This is a genomic window from Eggerthella sp. (genome assembly GCF_048329335.1).
In the GTDB taxonomy this organism is placed as follows: domain Bacteria; phylum Actinomycetota; class Coriobacteriia; order Coriobacteriales; family Eggerthellaceae; genus Eggerthella; species Eggerthella lenta.
The window spans coordinates 1-2,088 of record NZ_DBFEGU010000356.1 but is presented as its reverse complement, the minus strand read 5'-3'; the positions used below and the strand labels follow the sequence as shown (position 1 = coordinate 2,088).

Sequence of the window (2,088 nt, the reverse complement as noted above, 5' to 3'; positions counted from 1 at the left end):
CGACGATGACCGCGGGCGCGCCCTTGAAGAAGAACCGGTCGTCGATGGAGGTGCGGCGCGCCATCGAGCTCGTAAGCCGCACGAACGGCATCACGCGCCTGAACAGGCGCACCGCCCGCGCCTCGAAGCGCGCGATGTCGTCGCGCAGCACCACGAACGACACGTCCTGCTCGTTCTTGGCCGTAGGCGTCAGCCGCCCCGCCTCGACGATGCGCGCGAAGACGTCGTCGGGAACGGGCCGGTCGGCGAAGCGGCGGATGCTGCGCCGCGCGCCGAGCGCTTGCTGCAGCCGATCAGGGTCGAGGGCCGTTGGCGCGCCGGCGTCCAGCTCCCTCGGCTCTTCCTCGAACCCGGTCATCGTGACGGCCGCTTGCGGGCAGATGGCCACGCAGTGGCCGCACATGAGGCAGTCCTGCGAGATCACCGCGGCTTTCCCCTGCTCGACCACGATGTTGGCGGCCGGGCAATCCTCCCGGCACAGCCCGCACCCGATGCAGCGGGCCTCGTCGATGAGAACCTCGTGACGATCCCTCATCGCGCATCGCCTCCGCATGCGCCGTCGCCCGCATCCGTCCAGATGTCGTGCCGATGGCGCGCCTTCGACTTCTGGCCGTACTCGATGGCGCGCGTCGGGCACCCTGCGATGCAGGCCATGCAATGCGTGCAGGAGCCGTTCCATGCGGGCTTGCCGCCCGCGAGCGCGATGTTGTTCAGCGGGCAGCGACGCACGCAGGTGCCGCACGCCGTGCATGCATCCGTCGCGACGAACTTCGCATCGTGCACGAGCACGGGGTAGAACAGCGCGTTCTCGGGGCCGCTGCGGAAACGACCCTTCGCCGTGACCGGCTCTTCGGGAAGCGGCTCGCCGCGGCGAACGAGATCAGCCACCTCGTCGATGCGCGGCTTGGCGCGCTCGATCAGAGCGCGGCACTCCGCTTCGTCCGGCGTGTCGTACAGCGCCAGGTAGTTCTCGGGCATGAGAACCGATGCGAGGCCGCGAAAGCGCAGCCCGACGCCCGCGCACAGCTTCTGCGCATAGGCGGCCGCGTTGCCGACGCTTCCCCCGCAGGTCAGGACGAAGTAGGCGTCGTTGCTGCCCGCGAAGGACGCACCGCGGATCCACCGATCCACCACCCGGGGCAGGCGCCACGCATAGGTGGGCGCCACGAACACGAACGGCTTCCGTGAGCGAAGGGGCGCCGATGTCCCCTCCTTCATGATGCAGTTGATGGAGACGACCTCGTCGTCGAGCGCCTCGGCTAGCCGCCGCGCCGCCCATTGGCTGTTGCCCGTGCCGCTGAAGTACAGAATCATGGTGCTTCGCTCCGTTTCGATGGTATGCTGTAACCCGATACATTTTGTATCAGGTTGTGCTCGACCGTCAATCGTCGACCGGAGACAAAACGGGGTGATGTGTCTCATGGACAAAAGAAAGCTCGCGAACCAGCAAGTGAAGGACCGCCTGCTTGCCGCGCTCATAGATTTCGCCGGACGCAAGGACTGGTCGAAGGTGACCGTCACCGAACTGGTGGAGCAGGCGGGCGTCGCGCGCGCGTCGTTCTACCGCAACTTCTCGTCGGTCGAAGACCTGGTGGACTACGGCATCCGCCAGGTGACGCAGCGCTACCACGAGGGCATGCCCACGACGGACGGCAACCCTCGCAGCCGCGAGCGCATCGAGTACCAGTTCCGCTTCTACCAGGAGCACGCGAGCCTCGTGCTGGGGTTTCACCGGGCGAAGGCCTCCACGTCGCTGCTCGACCTCGTCACCGACTGCGAGATCACCTCGCACGGCGACATGTCCGCAAGCTCGCCCGAACGCTACCAGCTGTACTTCTACGCCGGCGCGTTCTACAACGTGCTGATCTGCTGGCTCGAAAGCGGGATGAAGGAGTCCCCCGCCGCCATGGCCGACGAGTTCGCCCGCATGCTCCACGGCACGCGATAGCGAAGCGAGCTATTTCGACTCCCCCTCTGGACCAGCACCGACATAGATGGGGTTGTCGGCAGCCGAGGGGTCGCCCACCATGACGAGGATGTCGTAGTCCTTGTTCCATCCTCCCGCCCAGTCGTCGCCGTCGTAGCAGT

Annotated in this window: 3 protein-coding genes; 1 reads left to right on the top strand and 2 read right to left on the bottom strand. The window is 66.7% G+C overall.

The genetic code is table 11. The annotated features are described in order from the left end of the window. Together ACMO6A_RS11090 and ACMO6A_RS11085 are read right to left on the bottom strand one after the other, a co-directional pair. Positions 1–535 (bottom strand): nitroreductase family protein (locus ACMO6A_RS11090; RefSeq protein ID WP_418471269.1); only part of this gene is annotated, 535 nt, incomplete at its 3' end. Continuing rightward, a complete protein-coding gene (locus ACMO6A_RS11085; protein ID WP_009306766.1) occupies positions 532–1,314 on the bottom strand; it encodes an EFR1 family ferrodoxin in 783 nt (260 codons plus the stop codon). The genes ACMO6A_RS11085 and ACMO6A_RS11090, both read right to left, overlap by 4 nt. A gap of 106 nt (positions 1,315–1,420) precedes the next feature. Here ACMO6A_RS11085 and ACMO6A_RS11080 point away from each other — a divergent pair, with 106 nt between their 5' ends. Continuing rightward, on the top strand, positions 1,421–1,948 hold the full coding sequence (locus ACMO6A_RS11080; RefSeq protein ID WP_418471268.1) for a TetR/AcrR family transcriptional regulator: 528 nt from the start codon (positions 1,421–1,423) through the stop codon (positions 1,946–1,948). Positions 1,949–2,088 lie beyond the last annotated feature (140 nt).